The 25,193-nt window shown below is 71.2% G+C and carries 22 protein-coding genes and 4 pseudogenes; 9 read left to right on the top strand and 17 right to left on the bottom strand.

The features are described from left to right. The 9 genes and pseudogenes from JJV70_RS22735 to JJV70_RS23485 all read right to left on the bottom strand — a co-directional run. The coding region (locus JJV70_RS22735) for an ABC transporter ATP-binding protein (protein ID WP_306823452.1) at positions 1 to 351 on the bottom strand (351 nt) is incomplete at its 3' end. After that, a pseudogene (locus tag JJV70_RS12570) lies at positions 344 to 1,344 on the bottom strand (ABC transporter ATP-binding protein). The pseudogene JJV70_RS12570 and the gene JJV70_RS22735, both read right to left, overlap by 8 nt. A gap of 11 nt (positions 1,345 to 1,355) precedes the next feature. Further along, the gene (locus JJV70_RS12565; RefSeq protein WP_219047957.1) at positions 1,356 to 2,330 is read right to left on the bottom strand and encodes an ABC transporter permease; all 975 of its coding nucleotides are present in this window, start codon (positions 2,328 to 2,330) and stop codon (positions 1,356 to 1,358) included. Continuing rightward, the gene (locus JJV70_RS12560; RefSeq protein ID WP_219047956.1) at positions 2,323 to 3,252 is read right to left on the bottom strand and encodes an ABC transporter permease; all 930 of its coding nucleotides are present in this window, start codon (positions 3,250 to 3,252) and stop codon (positions 2,323 to 2,325) included. The genes JJV70_RS12565 and JJV70_RS12560 overlap by 8 nt, the downstream gene beginning before the upstream one ends. Positions 3,253 to 3,392: 140 nt before the next feature. Then, complete coding sequence (locus JJV70_RS12555; RefSeq protein ID WP_219047955.1) at positions 3,393 to 5,009, bottom strand: ABC transporter substrate-binding protein; 1,617 nt, start codon at positions 5,007 to 5,009, stop codon at positions 3,393 to 3,395. A gap of 599 nt (positions 5,010 to 5,608) precedes the next feature. Continuing rightward, a complete protein-coding gene (gene typA / locus JJV70_RS12550) occupies positions 5,609 to 7,474 on the bottom strand; it encodes a translational GTPase TypA (RefSeq protein WP_219047954.1) in 1,866 nt (621 codons plus the stop codon). A 198-nt stretch (positions 7,475 to 7,672) separates the two neighbouring features. Continuing rightward, complete coding sequence (locus JJV70_RS12545) at positions 7,673 to 9,883, bottom strand: ABC transporter substrate-binding protein (RefSeq protein WP_219047953.1); 2,211 nt, start codon at positions 9,881 to 9,883, stop codon at positions 7,673 to 7,675. A gap of 169 nt (positions 9,884 to 10,052) precedes the next feature. After that, a pseudogene (locus JJV70_RS12540) lies at positions 10,053 to 12,032 on the bottom strand (SpoIIE family protein phosphatase); the annotation flags it as partial. A gap of 487 nt (positions 12,033 to 12,519) precedes the next feature. Then, on the bottom strand, positions 12,520 to 12,819 hold the full coding sequence (locus tag JJV70_RS23485; protein WP_374227288.1) for a hypothetical protein: 300 nt from the start codon (positions 12,817 to 12,819) through the stop codon (positions 12,520 to 12,522). A 426-nt stretch (positions 12,820 to 13,245) separates the two neighbouring features. On the opposite strand from JJV70_RS23485, the gene JJV70_RS12530 reads away from it, so the two are divergent. Then, positions 13,246 to 13,998 carry a GntR family transcriptional regulator gene (locus tag JJV70_RS12530; protein ID WP_219047951.1) on the top strand — a complete coding sequence of 251 codons (753 nt, stop codon included), beginning with the start codon at positions 13,246 to 13,248 and terminating at the stop codon, positions 13,996 to 13,998. Between the two features lie 70 nt (positions 13,999 to 14,068). Here the strand turns inward: JJV70_RS12530 and JJV70_RS12525 are convergent, their stop codons facing one another. The 5 genes from JJV70_RS12525 to JJV70_RS12505 all read right to left on the bottom strand — a co-directional run bounded on the left by JJV70_RS12525 (position 14,069) and on the right by JJV70_RS12505 (position 18,724). Continuing rightward, positions 14,069 to 15,643, bottom strand: a complete 1,575-nt coding sequence (locus JJV70_RS12525) for a S8 family peptidase (RefSeq protein ID WP_219047950.1) — start codon at positions 15,641 to 15,643, stop codon at positions 14,069 to 14,071. Between the two features lie 253 nt (positions 15,644 to 15,896). Further along, on the bottom strand, positions 15,897 to 17,369 hold the full coding sequence (locus JJV70_RS12520) for a DUF6286 domain-containing protein (RefSeq protein ID WP_219047949.1): 1,473 nt from the start codon (positions 17,367 to 17,369) through the stop codon (positions 15,897 to 15,899). Next, a complete protein-coding gene (locus JJV70_RS12515) occupies positions 17,366 to 17,872 on the bottom strand; it encodes a hypothetical protein (RefSeq protein WP_219047948.1) in 507 nt (168 codons plus the stop codon). The genes JJV70_RS12520 and JJV70_RS12515 overlap by 4 nt, the downstream gene beginning before the upstream one ends. 107 nt (positions 17,873 to 17,979) lie before the next feature. Then, the gene (locus JJV70_RS12510) at positions 17,980 to 18,162 is read right to left on the bottom strand and encodes a hypothetical protein (protein WP_219047947.1); all 183 of its coding nucleotides are present in this window, start codon (positions 18,160 to 18,162) and stop codon (positions 17,980 to 17,982) included. Positions 18,163 to 18,223: 61 nt separating this feature from the next. Next, positions 18,224 to 18,724: an Asp23/Gls24 family envelope stress response protein gene (locus JJV70_RS12505; RefSeq protein ID WP_374227294.1), complete on the bottom strand. Its 501-nt coding sequence runs from the start codon at positions 18,722 to 18,724 to the stop codon at positions 18,224 to 18,226. 245 nt (positions 18,725 to 18,969) lie between these two features. Here JJV70_RS12505 and JJV70_RS12500 point away from each other — a divergent pair, with 245 nt between their 5' ends. The 4 genes and pseudogenes from JJV70_RS12500 to JJV70_RS12485 form a co-directional block, all read left to right on the top strand. Beyond that, the gene (locus JJV70_RS12500; protein ID WP_374227287.1) at positions 18,970 to 19,590 is read left to right on the top strand and encodes an RNA polymerase sigma factor; all 621 of its coding nucleotides are present in this window, start codon (positions 18,970 to 18,972) and stop codon (positions 19,588 to 19,590) included. After that, positions 19,581 to 20,282, top strand: a complete 702-nt coding sequence (locus JJV70_RS12495) for an Asp23/Gls24 family envelope stress response protein (RefSeq protein ID WP_257573843.1) — start codon at positions 19,581 to 19,583, stop codon at positions 20,280 to 20,282. Before JJV70_RS12500 ends, JJV70_RS12495 begins: the two co-directional genes overlap by 10 nt. A gap of 2 nt (positions 20,283 to 20,284) precedes the next feature. Continuing rightward, entirely contained in the window at positions 20,285 to 20,617 is a 333-nt protein-coding gene (locus tag JJV70_RS12490; protein ID WP_219047944.1) for a hypothetical protein, read from the top strand. Between the two features lie 73 nt (positions 20,618 to 20,690). After that, positions 20,691 to 20,774: pseudogene (locus tag JJV70_RS12485) on the top strand (Uma2 family endonuclease); the annotation flags it as partial. 123 nt (positions 20,775 to 20,897) lie between these two features. Here the strand turns inward: JJV70_RS12485 and JJV70_RS12480 are convergent. Beyond that, positions 20,898 to 22,007, bottom strand: coding sequence for an SPFH domain-containing protein (locus JJV70_RS12480; RefSeq protein WP_219047943.1), 1,110 nt, complete (start codon positions 22,005 to 22,007; stop codon positions 20,898 to 20,900). A gap of 28 nt (positions 22,008 to 22,035) precedes the next feature. Next, complete coding sequence (locus JJV70_RS12475; RefSeq protein WP_219047942.1) at positions 22,036 to 22,473, bottom strand: NfeD family protein; 438 nt, start codon at positions 22,471 to 22,473, stop codon at positions 22,036 to 22,038. Between the two features lie 206 nt (positions 22,474 to 22,679). Between JJV70_RS12475 and JJV70_RS12470 the strand changes: the two genes are divergently transcribed. The 4 genes and pseudogenes from JJV70_RS12470 to JJV70_RS12455 form a co-directional block, all read left to right on the top strand. Beyond that, positions 22,680 to 22,946 carry a hypothetical protein gene (locus JJV70_RS12470; protein WP_219047941.1) on the top strand — a complete coding sequence of 89 codons (267 nt, stop codon included), beginning with the start codon at positions 22,680 to 22,682 and terminating at the stop codon, positions 22,944 to 22,946. Continuing rightward, positions 22,943 to 23,335, top strand: a complete 393-nt coding sequence (locus JJV70_RS12465; protein ID WP_219047940.1) for a twitching motility protein PilT — start codon at positions 22,943 to 22,945, stop codon at positions 23,333 to 23,335. Before JJV70_RS12470 ends, JJV70_RS12465 begins: the two co-directional genes overlap by 4 nt. Before the next feature lie 320 nt (positions 23,336 to 23,655). Continuing rightward, on the top strand, positions 23,656 to 23,925 hold the full coding sequence (locus JJV70_RS12460) for a type II toxin-antitoxin system Phd/YefM family antitoxin (RefSeq protein WP_219047939.1): 270 nt from the start codon (positions 23,656 to 23,658) through the stop codon (positions 23,923 to 23,925). Beyond that, a pseudogene (locus JJV70_RS12455) lies at positions 23,918 to 24,178 on the top strand (type II toxin-antitoxin system RelE/ParE family toxin); the annotation flags it as partial. The gene JJV70_RS12460 and the pseudogene JJV70_RS12455, both read left to right, overlap by 8 nt. A 186-nt stretch (positions 24,179 to 24,364) precedes the next feature. Here the strand turns inward: JJV70_RS12455 and JJV70_RS12450 are convergent. Continuing rightward, positions 24,365 to 25,060, bottom strand: a complete 696-nt coding sequence (locus tag JJV70_RS12450) for a hypothetical protein (protein ID WP_219047938.1) — start codon at positions 25,058 to 25,060, stop codon at positions 24,365 to 24,367. Between the last annotated feature and the right edge of the window lie 133 nt (positions 25,061 to 25,193).

Raw genomic sequence — 25,193 nt, 5'->3', positions numbered from 1 at the left:
CACCGCCTTCAGCGCCCGCCCCGACAACCGCGTAATGTCCTCACCCTTGTAGAGGATCTGCCCGGAGGTCGCGCGCTCCAGGTTCATCAGCAGCTTGGCCACGGTGGACTTGCCGCAGCCGGACTCCCCGACGATGCCCAGCGTCTCGCCCTGGTGCAGCGTGAAGGAGACGTCGTCCACGGCCCGCACGGCGCCGATCTGCTTCTTGAACAGGATGCCCTGGGTGAGCGGGAAGTGCTTGACCAGGTTGCGCACCTCCAGGATCGGTTCGCCGCGCCCGGCGGGCGGCTTCGGCACGTCTGCGGAAGGCGCCTCAACCCCGGCCTCGTCGTTCTTGCTGAGCTCAGCCATGGATCGTCTCCTTCCAGAAGTGGCAGGCGCTCGCCCGGCCGGGCAGCTCGGTACCGTCGGCGTCGGCGACCTGGTACAGCGGCGGCACGTCCTCGCGGCACTCGTCGCGGGCCTGCGGGCAGCGCGGGTTGAACGCGCAACCGGTGGGGATGCGCAGCAGGTTGGGCGGCAGGCCCTTGATGGCGTAGAGCTCCTGGCCCTTGTGGNCAGCTCGTGCACCGGCGCCGTCTCCACGATCCGCCCCGCGTACATCACCGCGATCTTGTCCGCGACGTCCGCCACCACACCCAGGTCATGAGTGATCAGGATCAGACCCATGTTGTATTCGCGCTGCAACTCCGCGAGCAGGTCCATCACCTGCGCCTGCACCGTCACATCCAGCGCTGTCGTCGGCTCATCCGCGATGATCAGATCCGGCTCCAGCGCCAGCGCCATCGCGATCATGATCCGCTGCCGCATCCCACCGGAGAACTGGTGCGGATAGTCGTTGACGCGCGCCTTGGCGGCGGGGATCTTCACCCGCTCCATCAGCTCGATGGCCTTGGCCTTGGCCTCCTTGCGGGACAGGCCCTGGTGGACGCGGAACATCTCGCCGAGCTGGAACCCGACGGTGAACACCGGGTTCAGCGAGGACAGCGCGTCCTGGAAGATCATCGCGATCCGGGCACCGCGGATCTTGCGGCGCTCGTCCGGCGACATCGTCAGCATGTCCTGGCCACGGAACCGGATCTCCCCCTGGGGGATGCGGCCGGGCGGCATGTCGAGGATGCCCATGATCGCCTGCGCGGTGACGGACTTCCCGGAGCCGGACTCGCCCAGGACCGCCAGCGTCTCCCCCGCCGAGACGGAGTAATTGACGCCGTTGACCGCTTTGGCCACGCCGTCGCGGGTGTGGAACTCCACGTGCAGGTCGCGTACTTCCAGCAGCGGCCCGTCGTACCCCTCACCGGCCCTCGGTGAGGGGGTGGGGGAGGTCTTGTCGATGATGGTCACGTACGCCTCCCTCAGCGCAGCTTGGGGTCGAGGGCGTTGCGGACCGCATCGCCGAGCATGATGAACGCGAGCACGGTGATGGACACCATGATGGCCGGGAACAGCAGGACGAACGGCGCGTTGCGCAACTGGTCCTGTCCGCTGGAGACGTCGCCGCCCCAGGACACGGTCGGCTCGGACAGGCCGATACCGAGGAATGACAGCGTCGCCTCGGCCGCGATGTAGCCGCCGAGGGCGATGGTGGCCACGACGATGACCGGCGCGATGGCGTTGGGCAGCACGTGCCGGAACATGATGCGCCCGGTGCTGGCGCCCAGGGCGCGGGCGGCCTGCACGTAGTCGGCCTGTTTGGTGGAGATGACCGAACCGCGCGCCACACGGGCGATCTGGGTCCAGCCGAGAACCGCCAGGGCCAGCACCACGATCCACACGGTGCGCACGTCGAAGGTGGTCAGGACGACCATGGCGCCGAGCAGGAACGGGATACCGGCGAACGTGTCGGTGATCCGGGCCAGGATGCTGTCGACGATGCCGCCGAAGTACCCGGCGAGCATGCCCACCACGCCGCCGAGGAGGGTCACCAGCAGGGTCACCGCGACACCGACGGTCACCGAGGCCCGGGCGCCGTGCACGATACGGGCCCAGACGCTGCGGCCCTGCGCGTCGTAGCCGAGCCAGTCCGGCTGGAAGAAGTGGGTGAGCTCCGGCTCCTTGAGGTACCGGTTGGCCAGGTCACCGTGGCGCGGCGACGCGTCGGTGAACAGGCCGGGAAAGAGCGTCATCGTCAGCAGCAGCACGATCAGCACCGCGGAGACGACGAACAGCGGGTTGCGGCGCAGGTCGTGCCAGGCGTCGGACCACAGGCTGCGCGCCTTGTCGGACGTGGCCTTCTTCGGGCTCTGCCCGCTCTCTTCGTCCAGGTGGGGGGCAGGAGCGGGAACCCGGGGATCGACGGACGCTTCGGTCTTGGCGGTCACATCAGGCATAACGGATCCTCGGGTCCAGGACCGCGTAGAGCAGGTCGACGATGAGGCTGGCACAGAGGTAGATGATGACGATCAGCGTGGCGATGCCCACCACGGTGGAGCCCTCGCGGTGGTTGAGCGCCAGGAAGACCGTACGTCCGATGCCGTGCACGTTGAAGATGCCCTCGGTGACGATGGCACCGCTGAGCAGCGCGCCCAGGTCGGTCCCGAGGAACGTGACGACGGGAATCAGGGAGTTGCGCAGCAGGTGGACGCCGACCACCCGGCGCCGGGGCAGGCCCTTGGCGACGGCGGTGCGGATGTAGTCCGAGCGCAGGTTCTCCACGATGGAGGTGCGGGTGAGCCGGACGACGTACGCCAGGGACAGGGAGCCGAGCACGATGGCGGGCATCGCCAGCTCGGTCCAGTTCTCGGAGTCTCTGACCGTGGGTGTCAGCAGGTCCAGCTTGAAGGCGAAGACGAACTGCGCCAGGTAGCCGAGCACGAAGGACGGCACCGAGATGAGCAGCAGCGTGAAGATGAGCATGCCGCGGTCCAGGAGCGTTTCAGCCTTGAGCCCGGCGATCACCCCAAGCGAAATGCCCACGAGAACCGTGTAGACGAAGGCGAACAGGGCCAGCCGGACGGTCACCGGCAGCGCGTCGGCGATGACGTCGGCGACCTCTCTGCGGCTGGCGATCTGAGTGCCGAAGTCACCCTGGAACAGGCCCGTCAGGTAGTTCCAGTACTGCTGCCAGAGCGGGACGTCGAGGCCGAGGTCGGCTTTGATGGCCGCGATCTGCGCCTCGTCCAGCGACTGCTCTCCGTACAGCGCGCGCACGGGGTCGCCGGGCAGGCTGTACATCATCAGGAAGATCAGCAGTGTCGCGCCGATGAACACCGGGATCATCTGGAGCAGTCGCCGTGCGACATAGCGCCCCATTTTTCCTCCATTGGAAATTCGGACAGCCCCCAGGGGCCGTCCCGCTGTGGCGGAAACGGCCCCCGAGGGTTCCCTGCCCCCGCCGCAGCGGCGGGCCGAAAGGGGTGTGGCCGGATTGCGGACAACAAGCCCGCGGTGGACTACTTGGCGGTGGCCTCGTGGACGACCAGGTCGCCGTGCCAGTCAACCTGGACGTTTTCGACGTTCTCGCTGTACCCGGCGTTGATCTTGTAGTGGAACATCGGGATCGCCGGCATGAACTCCGCGAGCTCCCGCTCGACCTCCTGGTAGATCTTCACCGACTCCTCCAGCGACGGGGCGCTGTCGCCTTCGGCCATCAGCTCGTCGATCTCCTTGTTGGAGAAGCGGCCGCTGTTGGCTTCGGCCTTGGAGTGGTACAGCTCCCGCATGAAGTTCACGTTCAGCGGGTAGTCGGCGACCCAGCCACCGCGGTACATGCCCTTGACCTTGTCGGAGTCCCGCAGGTCCAGGTCGGTCTGGAAGTCAGGCTTGGAGTCCGGGATGCACTCGATACCGGTGTTCTGGCGGATGTTCTCGCAGACCGCGGTGACCCACTCGGCGTGACCGCCGTCGGCGTTGAACTGAATCCAGATCTTGTTGCCCTCGACGCCGCCGCCCTCTTCGACCAGCTTGCGCGCCTGCTCGGGGTCGAACTTCAGGACGTCGCTCTGCAGGTCCTGGTTGCCCTTGACCTGCGGCGGGGTGAAGCTCGTGGCCGGCTCGCGGGTGCCGTTGAGCACCGTCTTGGCGATGGTCTCCCGGTCGATGGCCATGGAGATGCCCTGGATGACCTTGGGATCGACGTCCTTGAACGGCGTGCTGTACATGGCCGGGACGATGCTCTGGACGGCCGCGTAGGGCTCCTCGATCGCTCGGTCGCCCAGGTCGTCCTTGTACTTGGGGAGGTCCTTCGAGGCGATCTGGCGGACCATGTCCACGTTGCCGGAGAGCAGGTCCTGGTACGCGGCCTCGGGGGTCGCGTAGTTCTTGAACTGGACGCCCTCGTTCTTCGCCGCGTCCTCACCCTTGTAGTCGTCCCACTTGGCGACCTGGAAGACCTTGTTGTGGTCCCACTTCTCGAACGTGTAGGGACCGTTGCCGACCGGCTTCTCGCCGAACGCCTTCGGGTCGTCGAAGGCGACGCTGGGCAGCGGGGCCCAGGTGGTGTAGCCGAGCTTGTACTCGAAGTACGAGACCGGCTTGCTCAGCTCGATGGTGAAGGTGAGGTCGTCGACGACCTTCAGGCCCTTCATCGTGTCGGCCTTCGGGTCGCCCTCCTCGGGGTGGACGTCCTCGTAGCCGGCGATGTCGGAGAACCAGAAGCTGTTCTTCTGGTTGTTGTCGATGTGCGCGGCCCAGTTCCAGGTGTCCACGTACGACTGGGCGGTGACCTTCTCACCATTGTGGAAAGTCCAGCCGTCCTTGAGCTTGACCGTCCAGGTCTTGGAGTCCTCGGTCTCGATGGACTCGGCGTTGCGGTAGACGATCTCGCCCTCATTGTCGTACTCGATGAGGCCGGTGTAGAGGGACTTCACCAGGTACGCGCCGTTGGACTCGTTGGTGTTCGAGGGGATCGGCGCGTTCTGCGGCTCGCCGACCTCGATCGAGACATAGCCCTCCGGCCCGCTCCCCGAGTTGTTCGAGCCCTCGCCGTCGTCACCGCCACCGCAGGCGGTAGCGGCCATCGCCACGGCTATCGCACCCGCGACCCACTTGGCGCTCTTGGCACCGCGCATGGGTTTGCCTCCTAAAAGTCCTGTGTCATTCCGGGTCGGGCTGCCGCTCCCCCGCCAACGTTGGTCGACTCAAGCGGCGCCCGCGCGTCACGAGCGACACGTGAACGGCGTGTGACTCGCAGACCCGAGTTCGATGACCCAACTATTGGGTACGCGACTCGCCCAGAGAACAGGTGAGGGATTGCGGTTTGGTCACATCAGACGGCCCCGCAGCCCGAAATCCGGACAAAGCAATCCGTTACAGACAGCCGCGAAACGGACTGTTAACCCGACATTCGGGACAGCGGATCCGGATAGCGAACGTGGCACGACCAGCGGCGCGCGACATATCGCTTGACCCCGGGCGCGACGGGCGTTCTCGCTGGCCAGAGCCCTCGCGGCTGCCCCGCGCTGGGTCAGCCCGCACCGCCTACCCCCGGGTAAGACAGCGGTACCGCGCGTAGATTGGCACGGATCACGGGTTCCGCAAAACACCGCGAGGTGTGACCTTGGAACGTGATCCGGGTCACACCTCGCGGCGGTGCCCCGCCACCCGGCCGCGTGCTGGCGGCCAAGGGGCGGGGCCGGGTGCTGGCGGCCGGGTGCTGGCCGCGTGGATGTCAGCGCTTGGCGCGGGAGGCGGCGCGGGCGCGCTCGCGCTGGTCGAGGACGACCTTGCGGATGCGCACGGTCTCCGGGGTCACCTCGATGCACTCGTCCTCACGGCAGAACTCCAGCGACTGCTCCAGCGACAGCTTGCGCGGCGGCACCAGGTTCTCGGTGGTGTCGGCCGAGGCCGCGCGCATGTTGGTGAGCTTCTTCTCCTTGGTGATGTTCACGTCCATGTCATCCGCGCGGGAGTTCTCGCCGACGAGCATGCCCTCGTACACCTCGGTGCCCGGCTCGATGAAGATCGTGCCGCGCTCCTGGAGGTTCAGCATGGCGTAGGCCGTCGCCGTGCCCGGGCGGTCGGCGACGAGCGAGCCGCTGCTGCGGGTGCGCAGCTCGCCGTACCACGGCTCGTGGCCCTCGGAGATGGAGTGCGCGATACCGGTGCCCCGGGTGTCGGTCAGGAACTCGGTACGGAAGCCGATCAGACCACGGGAGGGCACGACGAACTCCATGCGCACCCAGCCGGACCCGTGGTTGGTCATGGTCTCCATGCGGCCCTTGCGGGAGGCCATGAGCTGGGTGATGGCGCCCAGGAACTCCTCCGGCGCGTCGATGGTCATGCGCTCGACGGGCTCGTAGACCTTGCCGTCGATCTCCTTGGTGACCACCTGCGGCTTGCCCACGGTCAGCTCGAAGCCCTCCCGGCGCATCGTCTCCACCAGGATGGCCAGGGCCAGCTCGCCACGGCCCTGCACCTCCCAGGCGTCCGGCCGCTCGGTGGGCAGCACGCGCAGCGAGACGTTGCCGATCAGCTCGCGGTCCAGCCGGTCCTTGACCAGGCGCGCGGTGACCTTGTGGCCCTTGCCGCCCTTGCCCACCAGCGGCGAGTTGTTGGTGCCGATCGTCATGGCGATGGCCGGTTCGTCCACCTGGATCAGCGGCAGCGCCACCGGGTTCTCCGGGTCGGCCAGCGTCTCGCCGATCATGATGTCGGCGATGCCGGCGACGGCGCAGATGTCCCCGGGGCCCGCCTGCTCGGCCGGGCGGCGGGTGAGCGCGTCGGTCATCAGCAGCTCGGTGAGGCGGACGTTCTGCACGGAGCCGTCACGCCGCATCCAGGCGACGGTCTGGCCCTTCTTCAGCGTGCCGTTCTTGACCCTGCACAGCGCGATGCGGCCGAGGAAGTTGTCGGCGTCCAGGTTGGTCACGTGGGCCTGGAGCGGGGCGCTGTCGTCGTAGGTGGGCGCGGGGACCGTCTGGAGCAGGGTGGTGAAGAACGGCTCCAGGCTGTCGCTGTCGGCCGGGACGGTGCCGTCCTCGGGCTTGGTCAGCGAGGCGATGCCGTCGCGGGCACAGGCGTAGACGATGGGGAACTCGATCTGGTCCTCGGTGGCGTCCAGGTCGAGGAAGAGGTCGTAGGTCTCGTCCACGACGGCGGCGATGCGGGCGTCGGCACGGTCGGTCTTGTTGATGCACAAGATGACCGGCAGCTTGGCCTGGAGCGCCTTGCGCAGCACGAAACGGGTCTGCGGCAGCGGGCCCTCGGAGGCGTCCACCAGCAGCACCACCGCGTCCACCATCGACAGGCCGCGCTCGACCTCACCGCCGAAGTCGGCGTGGCCGGGGGTGTCGATGATGTTGATGGTGACGGGCTCGCCGCCGCCCTTGGGGTGGTACTTGACGGCCGTGTTCTTCGCGAGAATGGTGATGCCTTTCTCGCGCTCCAGGTCGCCGGAGTCCATCACCCGCTCATCGACCTGCTGGTGCGCGGCGAACGCACCGGCCTGCTGGAGCATGGCGTCAACCAGGGTGGTCTTGCCGTGGTCAACGTGGGCGACGATAGCGACGTTGCGGATGTCATTGCGCGTGGGCATGCTGGCGGCGCTTCTCCCGGAGTCGTGGATGGCGGCACGGACTCCTGTGGCCCGCGCGCCCGCCGGGCTCATCCCTCATGACGCCGCGGCCTTCTTTCCCGACCATCGTAAGGGGTGGGCTGGCTACGGCTCCGCCGTACGCGTCCCGGCCACGGGCTGCCCGCACCGGGCCCGGGGCACCAGCGCGGCGCCGGACGGTCAGGACGCGCGGGCGGTGTAGCCGATGTCCTGGTAGCGCGGAGTCTGGAAACCGAAGGCGCCGACGTTGGCCAGCGAGCGGTCCACGGCCACCAGCTGGGGCGCCTGGTAGAGCGGGATGGACGCCGCCGTCGCCCAGATGCGGGCGTCGATTTGGCGCACCAGGGCGGCCCGGGCCTCCTCGTCCAGCTCGGCCGCCGCCTGCGCGAAGAGCTGGTCGATCTGGTCGGTGCCGACCCGGGTGTAGTTCTGCTCGATCAGCAGCGAGCCGTCGTCGGCGGGCACCGGTTTGGCGAAGACGGGCCGGGTGCCGGTGACCGGGTAGGCCGTCGCGGGCCAGGAGTACAGGGCCAGGTCGAAGTCGCCGGAGGCGAGGTGGTCCTCGAAGAGGTCGGCGTCGGGGACCTGGGTGATCTCGGTGTGGATGCCGACGCGGGCCAGCATCCGGGAAACATGGTGACCGGCCCGGCGAATCTGCTCCGCCCCCTCGCCCGCGGGCAGAACCAGGTCGAGCTCCAGCGCCTCGCCCTCCTTCATCCGCACCAGGCGCCCGTGGGCGCTGAGCAGCCGGTCCAGGGAGGCGGCCTCGCGCTCGGCCTTCGCCTCGGCGGCCTTGGCGGCCTCGCGGAGCGCCTTGGCGGCGTCGTCGCCTTCGCTGCCGTCGTCGCGGCTGGCCTTGCTGGCCTTGCTGGCCTTGCCGTCGTGGTCGCTGTCCTTGCCGTCGCCTTTGCCGTCGTCCTGCTCAGCGGCGTCGGCGGCGCGGTCCAGCGCGTGCGCGGCCTGGCGCAGCACGCCCGCGCGGGCGGCGGCGGCACTGCCCGCGAGCCCGGAGAAAGCGGGGGCGGCGAGGGCGGGCGGTGCGTCGGGGACGGGAGCTGCGTCGGGGGCGGGAGCTGCGTCGGGGGCGGTGGTGGACGGCTGCGGGGACGTGCCGTCACCGGCGTCCGCCGTGGCCCCGGCGTCCTGCGCGGCGGACAGCGGGATCGCCGGGCCGCCCTGCCAGCCCGCCTCGGCGAGCAGGGCCGCGGCGGACTCGGCGCCGGGTTCGCCCAGTACGTCGCTGTGGTCCTGGTAGCCCGCCTGGTCGTACATGCGCAGGTGGCTGCCGAGCGGCTGGACGGGCAGCCCCGCGGGCCGGTGCGCGCTCGCGGCCAGCCGCTCGCGGTCCAGTGCCCGCGCCACGGCACGGCGTACGCGCTCGTCGGCGAGCGGACCGGAGGACCCGTTGAGCGCGAGCTGGGTGTAGGCGGGGCGGTAGGCGCGGCGGACGGTGTAGGAGCGCAGGTTGCGCCGCTCGGCCTCCTTCGCCGCCCGCTCTTTCGCCGCGTCGGCGATGCGGGCGACGACGGGCTCGCGCACCTCGGCGACGTCCAGCTCGCCCGCCGCCAGCGCGTCACCACGCTTCCCGGCCGGCACCTCGGTGAGCACGATGGCGTCCAGCTTGGCCCGCGCACCCCACCACTTCGGGTTGCGCTCCAGGGTGAGGGTGTCGGCCTTCGGGTCGAGTGTGCCGTCCTGGACGCGGAACGGGCCGGCCGCGCGGGCCAGCCGGGTGCGGGAGGTGTCGTTGAACGCCCGGGGCTCGCCCATGACGGTGCGCGGGTAGAGCGGGGTGAACAGGGAGCGCCAGTCCCCGTAGGGGCGGGCGAAGACGACCTTCACCTGGTGCGGCTCAGGCCCCGCGACCACCTTGTGGATGCGCTCGTAGCCCGCGGTGCGCGCCGCCCAGTACCCGGCATCCAAGCCGCTGAGCGCCTTCCACTGGGCCTGGAAGTCGGCCAGGCCGATCCGGGTGCCGTCGCTCCAGCGCGCCTGGGGGTTCAGCGTGTAGAGAACCGTCTGCTGGGGTTCGGTGTCGGTCACCTCGGCGGAGACCAGGTAGGCGCGGTTGAGCTGGGGACGGCCCCGGCTGTCGAGCGGGAACAGGGTGGGCAGGGTGGCCTCGGCGACGCGGTCGGTGGCGGGACTGGCGTCGCGGTGGAAGGTGTTGAGCGTGCGGGGGGTGGCGTCCACCGCCCAGCGCAGGGTGCCGCCGTCGCGAACCTGTTCCCGGGCGGCGACGGTGAGGTCGCGCGCGGAGCCGCTTTTGCCCTCCGGGACGTCCTCGTCACCACCGCATCCGGCCAGGGCGAGGGGCAGCAGCAGGCACGCGGCCACCCCCACCGCCGCGCGGCGCCAAGGGATGGTCCGGGTAGCGGGCACGGCTGGCATGGCGGCATACCTCCGGGTGCTGGTTCCCCACGCCCCGATCAGGGGATGGACGGTTCAGCACACTTCCCGTCATCGAAGGGCGACGGAACCGCAGGACGCCACGGAGACAGCCGTTCGGGCGGGCAACGCCACCCGGTTGGCGGCCCGTACCGGGCTCATCCGCCGGGTGTCAGAGCGCCGGGTAGGCGTCCAGGAGAGCGTCGAGGGTGTCGGGGGGTTTGGGGCCGCCGTCGTGCGGGAGGGGCAGCTCGAACCAGACAGCCTTGCCCCGGGGCGTACGGCGGCTGCCCCAGGCGGCCGACAGCAGATCGACGAGTTGCAGCCCGCGACCACCCTCGTCGGTGTCCCGGGCGCGGCGCCGCCGGGGCTGGACCAGGCCGCTGTCCCACACCTCGCACACCAGAGTGCGATCCAGCAGCAGCCGCAGCCGGATCTCGCCGTCTCCGTGCCGCAGCGCGTTGGTGACCAGCTCGCTGACGAGCAGCTCGGTGGTGTCCACCAGCGCGTCCAGGTGCCAGTCGGCGAGCTGACCGCAGGCCAGGTCGCGGGCGCGGGAGACCGACCTCGGCTCGGGCGCCAGCCGCCAGTCCCCCACCGCCGAGCGCGGCAGGCCCTGGACGCGGGCGAGCAGCAGCGCGATGTCGTCGTCGCCGTGGTCGGTCTCGACGCTGGAGAACACCCGGTCGCCGACCTCCTCCAGCGGCCGGTCGGCGTCCCGCAGCGCGTGCCGCAGGGCGTGCAGACCGTCGTCCAGCGACTGACCGCGCGACTCCACCAGCCCGTCGGTGTACAGCACGAGCAGCGAGCCGTCGGGCAGTTCGACATCGGTCTGCTCGAACGGCTCCCCGCCGACGCCCAGCGGCAGACCGCCGCGCACGTCCAGCAGCATCGGCTCCCCGCCGCCGGACGCACCGCCGGGCGCGCCGCCGGGCGGTTCGACGAGGACGGGCGGCACGTGCCCGGCGTTGGCGAAGGTGCAGCGGCGCGAGACCGGGTCGTAGACGGCGTAGACGCAGGTGGCGAGGTAGACCTCGGCCTGGTCGTCGCGCCCGCCAAAGGAGTCGCCGCGCCGCCGGTAGGACGAGCCGCCCAGGCCGCGCGCGATCTCGTCCAGCCGTTCGAGGACTTCGGCCGGTTCCAGATCCAGCAGGGCCAGCGTGCGCACCGCGGTGCGCAGTTCGCCCATGGTGACGGCGGCCCGCAGACCGCGCCCCATCACGTCGCCGACGACGAGTGCGGTGCGGTGGCCGGGCAGTTCGATGACGTCGAACCAGTCGCCGCCGACCTCGGTGGCGGCGGTGCCGGGCCGGTACCGGCAGGCGATCTCCAGCCCGGCCGCCTCCGGGTCGCCGGGCGGCAGCAGGCTGCGCTGGAGGATCAGCGCGCGCTCGTGTTCGCGGCGGTACAGGCGGGCGTTGTCGATGCAGACGGCGGCGCGGGCGGCGAGTTCGGCGGCCAGCGCGGCGTCCCGCTCGCCGAACGGCTCGCTGCCCTGGGTGCGGGAGAACTGCGCGAGCCCCAGCACCTGGTCGCGCGCGACCATCGGCACGGCCAGCGTGGAGTGCACGACCAGCGCGAACGGCAGCCGCGTGCCGGTGCTCTCGCCCGGTGGCGGATCCACGCGCTGGACCCGGGCGGTGCGCAGGGCGGCGGCGTGCGGGGACTCGAAGGCGAACCGGTGTTCCTCGCCCAGCGGCACCGCGTCCGGGTGCGGCCCGGCACCGACGGTACCGAGCGAGCCGACGGAGCTGGCCAGCGCCACCCGGCGCAGCGGCGCGCTGGCCTCGCCGCCGCTGACGGGGCTCGGTTCCTCGCCGCTGAGTACCGCGCCGTACAGATCGACCGAGGCCAAGTCGCAGAACTGCGGCACGGCGACATCCAGCAGTTCACGCGCCGTCCGCTCCAGGTCCAGGGAGTTGCCGATGCGCGCTCCGGCGGCGTTCAGCAGCGCCAGCGCGCGGCGTACGTCGTCCGGCTTCCCGGTCGCGTCAAGTGACGCCTCGACAGGCGCCGCCCCGTCCTCCCGGCCGGTTCTGCGCGCGGCTGGCCGCACCGGGGGCACAAGCTCCTGCCGTATCCGCCCTGCGCGCCGTTCCCGGCCGCCCCGTTGTTCCGTCATCCGCCGTCCCGTCGTTCGTGCGGTCCCGGTCCGCGAGCCCGTGCCCGAGAGCAGTGTGGCACCCCAGCGGCGGCACGGACACCGCGTCCGCCGGACGCATCCGGTGGCCAGGCCGGGCGGCCAGGGGGCGGTGGCGCCGTGCGGCTGCCCGCCGGGCTGTCGCTGGGGCGTCGCCGCCCGCCTGTTCTCCTAACCAGACAGCGGCAGCCCGAACCACACCGTCTTGCCAATCGGTCCGTGCCGGGTGTCCAGAAGGCGGCGCTGTCCTCGGGCAGGCTGCCGAGCTGGGCCGCCAGCAGGGCCACGTCATCAGCTGACGCGGGCGGGGCGGAGCCGTCCGCGACGGTGAACTCGGCTGCCTCCAAGCCGCCTTCGGTCACCCCACGGCATGCCCGGGGGCAGGGCGAGCGGGACGTCGAACCCAGTCGCCGCCCGCCTCGGTGCCGCTGCTGCCGGGACTGGGGCGATGCCCGGTGAGGGCGGACGCGCGGCCCGCACGTGGTGATGGTGCCCGGGGTCAGGTCCGGGCACCGCTCGGGTCGCCGCCCGGCTGCTCCAAACGCTCCACCAGGTAACGCCGGGCGCCGCTGCCCACAGCCGTCTCCGCTGTCTCCTTGTTCCCCGCGTCCCCGGGTTCCGCCCCCGCCCATCCTGAGGGGCGCACGCCGGAGCGCGCGCCGCCCAGCCGGTCGGCCAGGCGCTGCGCCTCGACCCGGGTCGCGCAGCGGCCGACCCGGTAGCGGCTGCCGTCCTCCTCCTGCCGGATCACCAGCCAGGGCAGTGGCATCGGTGGCGTCGGTGGCATCGGATCGCTCATCGGCACTCCTCGCGGGGGCTGCGTCGCGGTGCGTTCTGTCCTCCTGCGGTCTGCATATGCCCGAGCCTACGCCCGGGCTTCACGGAACGCATTCACCTTGCCACTTTCCGGTACCTTTCCAGCCAGCCCGCGCCCGGGCCGCTGGCCGGCCACCCGGGCGCCGCCGCACGCTGGCCTCGCGCCCCCGCCCGGTACGCCGCAAGCGGCGTGGGTGGCGGCTCCACTCGCCCCCCCGCACCCCGGGCGCACGCCCCGCCGGGGCGACGTCCGGCGGGGCGCGCGAAGGCCACCGCGCCCCGAAGCGCGGGACCGGGACACCTACGCAACAGCGATGTCACCACTTCGGGTGAATCGTCGGACGGGCATTGCGGACAGATACACAGAGTTGCCACTCTGTAGCACACCGTCAAACGGTGGGAGGACAAGGTGGCTTTCGGGGAGCAGCCCGCGTACCTGCGTGTCGCGGGCGACCTGCGGCAGAAAATCTTCGACGGGGTCCTGCCGCCGCACTCGCGCCTGCCGTCCCAGGCGCGCATCCGGGCCGAGTACGGGGTGTCGGACACCGTAGCCCTGGAAGCCCGCAAGATCCTCATGGCCGAAGGGCTCGTCGAGGGCCGCTCCGGCTCGGGCACCTACGTCCGCGAACTGCCGGAGCCCGGGCGCATCGTCCGCGCGGGCTACCGCCCGTCCGGCAGCGACGGCGTGTTCCGGCAGGAGCAGGCGGACGACCAGGTGAAGGGCTCCTGGGAGTCGTGCAGCGAGCAGCAGGAGGCGAGCGCCGCGGTGGCCGCCCGGCTGCGTCTGCCCGCGGGCGAGCGGGTGATGCAGACGCGGTACGTCTTCCGCACCGACGGCGAGCCGGTGATGCTGTCCACGTCGTGGGAGCCGCTGTCCCTGACCGGCCGTACCCCGGTCATGCTGCCCGAGGAAGGCCCGCTGGGGGGCCACGGCGTGGTGGAACGCATGGCGGCGATCGATCTGGTGGTGGACAACGTGCTGGAGGAGATCGGTGCCCGCCCCGGCCTCGCCGAGGAGATGGCCGAACTCGGCGGCATGGCCGGGCACTGCGTCCTGGTCATCCGCCGGACGTTCTGCGCTGGCGGTCTGCCCGTGGAAACCGCTGACATCGTCCTCCCCGCCGACCGCTACCGGCCCGCCTACCACCTGCCGGTCCGCTGAACGCGCGCGAGGGGCCATCCCGTCGTGGTGACGGGATGGCCCCGGGGTCATGCCTGCGCGCGGGGGCGCGTCAGAACTGGAGTGACCAGGCGTCGATCTTGCCGGTGTCCCACCAGGCGTTGTCGGTGACGCGGAGCTTCCAGGTGCCGTTCGCCGCCGACGAGGAGGCGTCAACGGTGTAGGTCTTGTTCAGGTTGTCCGAGCTGCCGCCGGTGCCGAAGTTCTTCAGCACCTTCGCGGTCCCGTTCGGAGCCACGACCTCGACCTTCAGGTCGCCGATGTAGGTGTGCTTGATGTCCACCTTCACCTGAAGGTCCGACGGCGCGGAGCCGGGCACGCCGCTCACCGCGATCGGCGACTCCACCGTGCGGTTGTCGTAGATCGCCACATCGCTGGTGTTCTCGAAGTAGCCGTCCCCGGGGTCGCCCGGGTCACCGGGGTCGCCCTCACCGACCTGGAGCAGCTTGTTCGGCGAGCCCGAACCCGGGTTGCTGATCTTGCCCGTCGCCGCGGCCGAGTCGATCGCCGAAGCCACCTGGTTCGGCGAGGCGGACGGGTTCTCCCCCAGCACCAGCGCCGCGGCCCCCGCGACGTGCGGTGAGGCCATCGACGTCCCCGAGATCGTGCGGGTGGCCGAGTTGCTGCCGATCCACGCCGAGGTGATGTCCGAACCCGGCGCGAACACGTCCACCACGCGGCCGTAGTTCGAGAACGAGGACCGCGCGTCACTGCGCGTGCTCGATCCCACCGTCAGCGCCTCACTCACCCGCGCCGGAGAGTAGCCCGAGGCGTCGCGGTCGGAGTTGCCCGCCGCCACGGCGTAGGTGATGCCGGAGGCGATCGAGTTGCGGACGGCCTGGTCCAGCGCCGAGTTGGCGCCGCCGCCGAGGCTCATGTTCGCCACCGACGGACCGCTGGCGTTGTCCGTCACCCAGTCCACGCCGGCGATGACGCCGGAGTTCGTACCGGAGCCCCGGTCGTTGAGGACGCGTACCGAGACCAGGTCAACCTTCTTCGCCACCCCGTAGGTCTGGCCGCCGACCGTGCCGCCGACGTGGGTGCCGTGGCCGTTGCCGTCGTTGCCGTTGCCGCCGAAGGAGTCGAAGCCGAAGCTCGCGCGACCGCCAAAGTCGTTGTGGCTGTGGTTGAGGCCGGTGTCGATGATGTAGGCGGTGACGCCGTCCCCCGCCGAGTCGGGGTAGGTGTAGCTGTTGGACAGCGGCAGATCCGGCTGGTCGATGCGGTCCAGCCCCCAGGTGGGGTTCGGCTGCGTGCCGGACAGGGAAACCTTCTGGTCCTGCTCGACCGCCGCCACCGCCGGGTCGGCGGCGAACCGCAGCGCCTCGGCCTCACTCAGCTCGACCGCGTACCCGTTGAGGGCCTCCTCGTACACGATGTCGATCTCAGCGCCGTACTTCGCGGCCAGCGCCTTGCCCGCCTTGCTTTCGGCGTCGGGTGCGCCGTCCTTGAGGGTGACGATGTACTTGCCCTTGATGGTGCCCGGTGCGCCCGCGTTGGCGATCACACCTTCGGGGTCGTCAGCCGCCGCCGCGGGGAGACCGGTGCCGACGCCCAGGGCAACCGCCGCGGCGGATGCCACTGCGACAGCCGGCCATCTGCGCTTGGGGGAACGCATCACTGCCATTGAGAGATCCTTCTCGTTGGTGGCGCGCGAGTGGGGGATGCGACGCGGACATGTCATCCGGGCCGCTAAGGAAAGGTTTGCCGAACCACAGGAAAACGCACAAGGGTCGTGCGGCTACTTCATGCATCTGTCACACCGAGGACACGCCAATCGGGCAGCAACGCGCGTAATTGGTACGGATGTTCACAGAGAAGCCGCCGCACCCGAGCGAGGATGCGGCGGCTTCGCGGGTCGCGTACCGGCTGACGTGGGGTTACTGACGCTTTGTCAACGTCAACTCGGTAGTGGCTCGGTTTGGCGCGGAGACGTCGCGCGCCGCCGGTGCATCAGTCGCCCGCTCTGCGGCCCGTACCCCGGCGGACGGTCCCTCGTCGGTCCCTCCCCCGGCGTCCGGGCGCGGGCGGACGGTCACCGAACGTTCGGCCGCCACCCGGCTCGCCCGGTGCGGCGGCACCCGCAGCCGCACGGTGGCCCGCAGGCCGGTGAACCCGGTACTGGCCCGGGCCCGGCGCAGCGCACCGTGCTCCACCGCGTGCAGCACCGTGGCCGGACGGGCGCCGGGGGCGAGCGTGACCGACAGGCGCAGCCACACCTGGCGGCCCCGCCCGTGCACACTGACCCGGGCCCGGCGAACCCCGGGCACGCCCTCGACGTCGTCGGCCACCGCAGCCGCGAACGTGCGCGCCCCCAGCCGCATCCGGCCGTCCGGCAGGCGGACCTGGCGGCGCGGGCGCGGGCCAGCCTGTGCCACCAGCCACCCCAGGGCGAGGGCGAGCACCGCCGCCGGAACCACCACCGACAGCACGGGCCACGCGGCGGGTGCGGCCACCCGGCGCCACCCGTCGGCGGGCGCGTCGCCGAGCAGCGACTGGCCCGGTACCGCGCCAGGCCACCAACCGGGCACGGACCACGGCAGCTCAGCCCGGGCACCGGCGGCGAGCGTGAGCCAGGCGGCGCAGGCCAGCAGGGCGGCACCAGCCAGCGTCAACAGGACCCGGTTGGCCAGCCGCAGGCCACGCCGGGGGTGTCCGGCCGGGCCGGTGCGGGCGCCCGGCACGCCATCCCGGGCTGGCTCGCCGGGCTCGGACCCGCCAGGGGCGCCCGGCGGGCCTACGGACGCGGTGACCGTCGGCGAGGGCTCGCCCGGCTGGGTGGACGCGGGCGGCCTCCAGTGCGGGCCGCGCTCCAGCCGTACCGTCACGCGCGGCGGACGGCGCAGGCCGAGCGTGGCGCAGGCGGCCTCCAGCGTCCGCGTCACCTGCGTCCGGACGGCCTTGGGGGAGCCGAAACCGGTGGTCGCCCGCGCCGTGACGCGCCGCCGCCGCACGGCCAACCGGGCCTCCACCACGCCGGGCACGGCGAGCGCGGCGTCGCGCAGAGTGCGGACGGCGGCGGAACGGTCCAGCTCACCGTGGACACCGCGCGCGACGGGACGCGTCGCCAACCGCCGCCGGGCCCCCGGGGTGACGGCCTGACCGAGCAGCCACAGGCCCAGCAGAGCTGAGGCACCGAGCACGGTGAGCAGCGGCGCGGTGGACACCGGCGGCTCGCCGAGGCGCTCCGCGAGCCAGGCGGCGCACGGGGTGGGCGAGCGGTCGAGGTGGCCGGCGACGGTCTCGGCCAGCACAGCGGCGGCCACCGCACCCACGACCAGCGCCGTGACCCCGGCGGGGGCCCGCCGCAGCGACCACACCCGCCGCGGCCCCGGGGGAGCTGGGCGCGTCATACCCGCCTCCCGCCTTCCGCCAGCCCGTCAGTCTCGCCGTCGGCTGGCTCCCCGTCAGCCCGCCGGGCACCATCGGCAGCACCGGTACCAGTGTCACCGTCGTTCGCGGACTCGGCCTGTGTACCACCGGCGTCCGGGGCCGGTCCCGATGCCCGCGTGCCGGGCAGCGCGGGCGGGGACACCGCGCGGCGGGGTTCCGGCAGGCCGGGGGCGGTGGGCGCGGGTCGGGGGGCGAGGTGGGCGATCGTGACGTCCACCGTGCGGACCGGGGTGCCGGTCAGGGCGGCGGAGCGCTCGGCCACCGCCTCACGGACGTGGGCGCCCACCGCCGTGAGGTCCGCCGGGTAGGGGATGGCGAGGGCCAGGGTGATGCGGCTGCGCCCCCGCTTGACGCGTACCGCCGCACGGGGCGGTACGGACAGGGCGCGCTCCCCCGGCACCGCCTGCCGCAGCGCTTCCTGGGCCGCCGCGGTGGCGATGCGGGCGTGGGCGCGTTCGGTCACCCGGGTCGTGCCCCGGTCGCCCGGCGCGACCCGGGTGACCGGGGCGGCTGCCGCGTCGTCCGGGCGCGCCCCTCGCGGCCCGCCCCCCCGCCTCCCGGCACCCCGCGTCACGGTCGGCCCCGCAGCGTCCGCGCCCACTGAGCGAGCGCGGTGTCGCCCTCCAGCGCCCGCCCGGCCACCCAGCCGAGCGCACCCAGCGCGGCCACCAGCAGGAACGCCGTGAACCCGCCGAAGTACCCGGCGAAGCCGAGCGCCATGCCCACCATCAGACCCACGACGGCCTTGCTCACACTCCACACCTCTCAGTCGTCATCGCCCGGCCCGAAGCGGCGCCACCGCGCCGAACCCCCGTCAGGACACGCGCGGGGCGGGCTCCTCGCGCTCCTCCGACTCCTCATCCGGAAGGTGCACATCGTTCACCGCGATGTTGACCTCGACGACCTCCAGACCGGTCATGCGCTCCACCGCGGCGATGACGTTCTCCCGCACGTCCTGCGCGACATCGGTGATGGGGACGCCGTACTCCACGACGATGTCCAGGTCCAGCGCCGTCTGGCGCTCACCGACCTCGACCTTCACCCCGCGCGTCACGTTCGGACGGCCGCCGGGCACCCGGTCGCGCACCGCGCCGAGCGTGCGGGCGAAGCCACCGCCCAGCGCGAACACGCCCGGCACCTCGCGGGCGGCCATCCCGGCGATCTTCTCCACCACACCGTCCGCGATGGTGGTCTTGCCCCGGGCCCCGCTCAGCTCGGTGGCGGTGCGCTGCCCGCCAATCGTGGGTGTGCCGGTGGCGGTGGCGGGCGCGGCATCGCGCTCCGGCTGCTCGGCGGAGGTCTGCGGGGCGGTCAGGGTGGACGTCTTGTCAGCCATGTGAAGTAACTCCTCTGCGTCGTTTCGTCCGGATCGGGGAAGTGCTGCTACAGCGTTGGACCCGGCGCGCTGCGGATCGTCACGCGCGAATCCCGGGTAATTTCCGCGATACCCCGATGACTTCACCAGTCTTCTGCGCAAGTTCCCCGCCGGCCATGCGTGACACGGACCGTTCCGGCGTGTCCAATCGACAGGAACCCACGGACGGGAGAGGAGACCGGCGGGTGCCGGAGGACGACGAGAGGCCCACCCGCGCGGCGGCACGGGACGTACGGCGCGAGCCGCAGACCCGCCCGGCACCGCCACCGGGCGACGACACGCTGCTGGCCGTACGCGCGGGCGAGGGCGACGAGGAGGCGTTCGCGACCCTGGTCCGTCGGCACACCCCGGTGCTGCTGGCCCTGGCCACCCGCGTGCTGGACAGCCGTCCGGACGCCGAGGACGCCGTGCAGGACGCGTTCGTCCGGGCCTGGCGCCGGCTCCCGGAATTCCGTGGCGACGCGGCGTTCCTGACGTGGATGTACCGCATCGTCACCAACCGCTGCCTGAACCTGCTGCGGTCGCGTCGCCCCACCGAGCGGCTGGACGCGGCGCGCGAACCCAGCGCGCCGGAGCACCAGGCGTCACCGGTCCGCGCGGCCGAGTCCACGGCGGCGGTCAAGGACCTCTCCGGCGCGCTCGCCGGCCTCAGCCCGGAGCAGCGGGCATGCTGGGTACTGCGCGAGCTGCACGGTCTCGGCTACGGCGAGATCGCGGACGTCCTCGGCATCAGCCAGCAGGCCGTACGCGGCAGGATCTTCCGGGCACGGCGCTACCTGACGGAGGCGATGAGCGCATGGCGATGAGCCCCACCCCCGACCTACCTAGCCCACCCGGCCCAACCGACCCCGCTGCTCCCTCCGGCCGTCCCGGGTCCGCCGACACCCTGCCCTGCGGGCGCGCGCTGGAGGAGGTCTGGGACGCCTGGGAGACGGACCCGTCCCGCGCCGCCGACGATCCGCACACCGCCACCTGCCCGTACTGCGCCACGGCCCTCGCGGACCTGCGCACGCTGGACGGCCTGGTCCGGCAGGAGGCGGCACGCGACGCCGAGCGGTCCGCCGCGTCCGAGGCGCCGGAGACGACGGGCGTCACCGAGCGCGTGATGACCATCGTGCGCACCGAGCTGCGCCCTGGCGCCGCCGTCCCGCTGGGCGGCGAGGACGAGGACACGTGGATCGTGGAGACCGCCGTCGCCCGCACCTGCCGCACGGCGGCCGAGAAGGTGCCGGGCGTCCGCGCGGGCAGCTGCCGCGTGGTTCCGCTGGACGCTCCCGACCGGCGGTTCCCGCTGCCCGGGGCCCGGCTGCCGCGCGGCCCGGTCCGCGTCCGGCTCGGCGTCACCGCGCCGCTGAACCTGCGGCTGCCGGTGCCCGAGCTCGCCGACGCCGTGCGCCGGCAGGTGCGCGAGGCGGCCGAGAGCCAGCTGGGCCTGGACGTGCGCGCCGTTGACGTCCGCGTCCTGGATCTCCTCGAAGACCCTACGGAGGACGACTGACCATGGCCGCACCGCGCACCCCGCAGGCCGAACTGGACGCGCGCCTGACCGAGGCCGCCGCACACGCCGCCGAGGCCACCCCCGGCGTCGCCCTCCTGCGCCCCGACCTCACCGGCGTCCTGCGCGGCGCCGCCGACCGGGGCGCCCGCGTCCGCCGCACCCGCACGGTGGACGGCTGGCGGATGCACGCCGACCTCCGCCTCGCCGTCCAGCACGGCCACCGCGCCGTGGACGTCACCCGCGCCGCCCGCGCCGCCGTGGCCTCCGCCCTGGCCGCAGCCCACCCGGGCCCGGCGGAGATCACGGTGACGGTCACCGTCACGGCCCTGGTCTGACGCCCCGTCCCCGGCTCCCGGGCTGCCCTCGTGGAGGCCCCCGCACCGCGCGGGGGATCGCTAAAGTTGCCTCATGACCGCACTGCCCGACTGGATGCGCCCGCCCCGCGCGGAGGGCTGGTTCGCGGAGGACCTGGACGCCCTGCGCCCCGGCCCCGCCCGCCGCTGATCCGGTCGGTGAGGCGGCAGGGGCTACCGGAAGCGCCGTCACGACGGCCCGGGCGGCACTGGACGAACGGCACCATCAGGGCGGCGCCCCGGCGCCCACTCTGTCCGCCGCTCAGCGGCCGGGCGGCTGCCTCCGGACCGGTGCCTGGGACGCGCTCGCGGCCTGGGCCTCCGCCTTCGCGTCACTCACCGCTGCGGCGGCCTGCCTGGCGGCCTCGTCGGCGGCGGTGGCGGCGTCGAGGGAAAGCGCCGAGCCTGCCTCCAGCTCCGGAGCCCCGCCCTCGCCGGACCCGCCGTCGGCATCGGACGCGGTTTCCTTCCCCGGTTGCGCGGAAGCGGGCAGACCCATAGCCGACTGGTCACCGAACGCGCTGGTGACAGCGCGCACCGCCTCGGTCAGCTCCCCCGGGATCACCCAGAAGGTGTTGTTGTCGCTCTGCGCCAGGTGCGGAAGCGTCTCCAGGTACTTGTAAGCCAGGATCTTCGGGTCGGCATTGTTGCGGTGGACGGCCTGGAAGACGCGCTCCACCGCCTTCGCCTCGCCGTCCGCCCGCAGGATCATGGCCTGCTGGGTGCCCTGCGCTTCCAGAATGTCCTTCTGCTTCGTGCCCTCCGCGGTGAGGATCTTCGCCTGCCGCTCCCCTTCGGCGTGCAGGATGGCCGCGCGCTTGTCCCGCTCGGCCCGCATCTGCTTCTCCATCGCCTCCTTGATGGTGTGCGGCGGGTCGATGGCCTTGATCTCGACGCGGTTGACCCGGATGCCCCACTTTCCGGTGGCGTCGTCGAGGACGGTGCGGAGCCGGGCGTTGATCTCCTCGCGGGAGGTGAGCGTCTCCTCCAGGTCCATGGAGCCGATGACGTTGCGCAGCGTGGTCACGGTGAGCTGGTCGATCGCCTGCAGGTAGTCGGCGACCTCGTAGGCCGCCGCCCGGGGGTCGGTGATCTGGTAGTAGAGCACCGTGTCGATGTTCACCACGAGGTTGTCCTCGGTAATCACCGGTTTGGGGTCCGAGGAATACACCTGTTCGCGCACGTCAAGCTTGGTGTTGATCCGGTCCGCCACCGGCAGGACCAGGTTCAGCCCCGGCTGCAGGGTCCTGCGGTACCGGCCGAACCGCTCGATGTTGTAACGACGTGCCTGCGGAACGATACGCACCGTGGCAGCCACCAGAAAGACCACCACGAGCGCCGCCACGAGAATCGGGATGACCACCGGGTCCACACTTCCTCCGTCGGGATGTTCAGCCGTTTCAGGGAAGGAGCTCGCGGGGGTAGACGACGGCGGTGACGCCTTCGATCTCCATGACGTCCACCAGCGCTCCCACCGGGATCACCTGGGTCTCGTCGAGTGCGCGGGCGGACCATTCCTCGCCGGATACCTTGATCAGGCCGTGGGTCGCGGTGACCTCCCGCATGACCTCGGCCCGCTTGCCGATCAGCGCGTCGCTGCCCTCCCGGGCGAGGGGGGTCTGCGCCATGTGCCGCAGCGCGACCGGACGGACGATGAGCAGGCCCGCGGCCGCCGCCACTCCGAGCGCCACCAGTTGGCCGAGCAGGCCGACACCCACCCCGGCGACCACCGCCGCGACCAGCGCGGCGCCCGCCAGCAGCCCGAACACCAGCGACAGGGTGAAGAACTCCGCGACACCGAGCGCCGCGGCGCTGAGCAACCACACGAACCAGGGCATCGAATCGCCCTCCCTCAGGGTACGTATCCCCAAACTACTCCCCGGAACCGGGACAGAACAGACTCCCGCACCCAGCCCGCGATCAAGCCCCCGGCCACGAGCGGAAACCGCCCAGCCCTTCTCGCTGGATGCGCACGCCCTCCGCACCCGCCGGCATCTGATGCTGACCATCGGTTTCGACGGCCATACCGCGCTATGGTTGATGTATGGCTACCAAGAAGGTGACTATCACTCTCGACGAATCCTTGGTCGAAGCCCTAACCGGAGCCGCCGAGGAAGACGGCGTTCCGCTCTCGCGGCTGATCGCCGGAGCAGCCGAACGTGAGCTGCGCCTGCGAGTCGGCCGGGCCGTCGTCCAGGAGTGGCAGGCCCAACACGGTGCCTTCACCCCGGAAGAGCTCGCGGCTGCCCGCGCGGACCTGGCTGCCGCCGACGCCGAGTATCTCAGCAGCTCGGGAGCATCGGCCGCGTGAACATCCCCTACCTGTACGACGCCGGGGTCCTCATCGCCATCGACAACAATGACCGACGCATGTGGGCACGCCACAGTCTGGCCCTGGATGACGGCCGGGACATCCACGTCCCGTCCGTCGTCGTTAGCCAGGCATGGCGGGACTCCCGCCGCCAGGTCAGACTCGGCACATTCCTGGCCGGGTGCCACGTCGCACCCGTCAGCCTCGAAACCGCCAAAGCCGCAGGCATCCTCTGCGGCAAGGCCCGCACCTCGGACATCGTCGATGCCACCGTCGTGACCATGGCAGCCAGCCTCGGCGCCATCATCTGGACCTCGGACCCGGACGATATCCACACCCTCATCGACGCCCAGAACATCAAACCCGCCCCTGTTATCCGCACCGTCTAGTAACCGGTGGCCTCCGACCAGGGCTGGCGGCACCGGGCAGAGAACCTGGCTGTCTCCTTGCATCTCGGGGGAGCCTCATATCCGGATATCCGGCGCGGACTGACAACGCGGCCCCCTCTCCGAACAGCCTGCTTCATCGGCCGCGTGGCCACTGCGGAGCCACCGTAGCGCCGCCCTGCATCAGAGCGGCCTGAAGTCAGCACCGATCCAGCACGGTGCGAGTTCATCCAGCACATCCAACACGCGCGACCGCGACGAAGTCCGTCACCTAAGCCGAGGACACGATGTGTACACATGGGTCACTCGGTACGCTTGAGCGCATGACGCAGCCGCTACCCGTAGAGTCCATCCGCGATGTGCGCGCCCACCTCGCCGAGGTCGTGGAGCGCGCCGATCGCGACGACGTACCCACCGTGATCACGCGCCGGGGCAAGGAAGTCGCCGCCGTCGTCTCCATCGACGTACTGCGCAAGTACCAGGAGTGGGAAGAGCGCGAGATCAACCGGATCATCGACGAGCGCATGGCCAACCCCGCACCCGGCATCCCGATCGAGGACATCATGAGGGAGACGCTGGCGCGCGGTGAGTGAGTACCGAACCATCTTCCGCCCCGAGGCGCAGGCCGAGCTCCGGAAGATCCCCCGCGACATGGCGCTGCGCATCCTGGCCAAGCTGACCGAGCTGGAGACCGACCCTCTCGGCTTCAACACCACCGCACTCGTGTCACAGCCGGAACGACGCCGTCTTCGTGTCGGCGACTATCGCGTCGTCTACACGAGCGACAACGGGGAGCTGGTGGTCTGGGTCGTTCACGTGGGACACCGGTCCACCGTTTACGGGACCCGATCACCCGCTGACTCCGCGTCAGAATATCCAGCACCCACCCAGCACGGTGACGGCGAAGGGGTCGGACTCCTTAGAGCCCGCCCCCTCTGACTAGCACGTTTGACTCACTACCTAGCGTAGAGCATGTACACAACTACACATTGAAGCGGAACTCCACGACGTGACTTCAACCTCCGACAGGCGTCACGGCGTCGGCAGGAACTCCGAGAGGCGCGTGTGCTCGATTAGGTCCTTCAGGGAGTTAGCGGTGAACACCTTGCCGCGCGTGGCCGTGATCATCTGGCTCATATCCTCCCGGCGGACGCCGAACCCGCGGCCGTCGACGCAGGCGACGACCTCGAACGCCGGTCGCCCTTCGCGCTCGCGCTCGTCGCGCATGGCCGCGAGGCGGAGAATGCGCGAGACCTTGTCCCGGGCGGTACCGTCGTCGCCGGTGATCTTCGCCTCAATGATTACAGTTGGGTCGATCTCGTCAGGCGTGAAGAAATCAGGCGCCTGGTCGAAACCCGCCACGCGCTCGGCGCGCTTGGTCTTACGGAACGGCACTCGCGCAACCGAGAGCAGGTCCTCGATCGCGCTTTCCATCACATCGCCGACGAGCTCGGACACGCCGTCACGGTGGCTCGCGAACGGCCGACCGAGGTAACGCTCGTAGAGCAGTACGGCGTACGGGACGTGGTTCTCGGAGACGTACCGAATCGAGTCGAGGCCCTCCTTCGTATCGAACTTGTCGAGCCGATGGACCATCCCGTCCTGTGTCGTTTCCACCGCGCCCTCATCCAAGGCTTTACAGGCCGCCTGGAGCAGCGCCGTGACGCGTCCGACCGTCAGCCCCGAGGAGCCACCCCGGGTGCTGAAGTAGGCAGGGTTGGTCTTCATTCTCTTGTCGAGCCCGCGCGCCCAGTTGTTCGGGAACTGCGCGTCCGTCTCCTCCTTGGCCAGGTCCGTGACTACTCAGCGGGTCGTGTGACCTGTCGCTGATCGGATCGTTGGTCTGTTTGTGGGCCTGTCG

Origin of the sequence: Streptomyces sp. JJ66 (assembly GCF_019303495.1) — a bacterium.
Taxonomy (GTDB): Bacteria; Actinomycetota; Actinomycetes; order Streptomycetales; family Streptomycetaceae; genus Streptomyces.
The sequence above is the reverse complement of the archived record's forward strand: the minus strand, read 5'-3'. Positions and strand labels throughout refer to the sequence as shown.